The organism is Brevibacillus sp. HB1.4B (assembly GCF_013284285.1).
Taxonomy (GTDB): domain Bacteria; phylum Bacillota; class Bacilli; order Brevibacillales; family Brevibacillaceae; genus Brevibacillus; species Brevibacillus porteri.
The window spans coordinates 1-254 of record NZ_JABSUT010000039.1 but is presented as its reverse complement, the minus strand read 5'-3'; the positions used below and the strand labels follow the sequence as shown (position 1 = coordinate 254).

Genomic DNA, 254 nt, shown 5'->3' with positions numbered 1-254 from the left:
TACCAATCACAGATTATTTTCTTTCCGGTTTTGAGGGAGTATAACCCTCGCTTATATAGTGATGGGGCTGTAGCTCAGTTGGGAGAGCGCCTGCCTTGCAAGCAGGAGGTCATCGGTTCGATCCCGTTCAGCTCCACCAAAAGAATAAATATGCTCCTTGAAAACTGGATATTGCATGAAATTGCTAAGATATTAACTGTAAGTACTTTTAGTAATTACGGAAATGCAAGGATGGCCTGCTAAGTTCGTCTCAC

1 tRNA gene is annotated in these 254 nt (G+C 42.9%); it reads left to right on the top strand.

The window, feature by feature from the left end:
- Positions 1-63 precede the first annotated feature (63 nt).
- Positions 64-139, top strand: a tRNA-Ala gene (locus HP398_RS30645).
- Positions 140-254 lie beyond the last annotated feature (115 nt).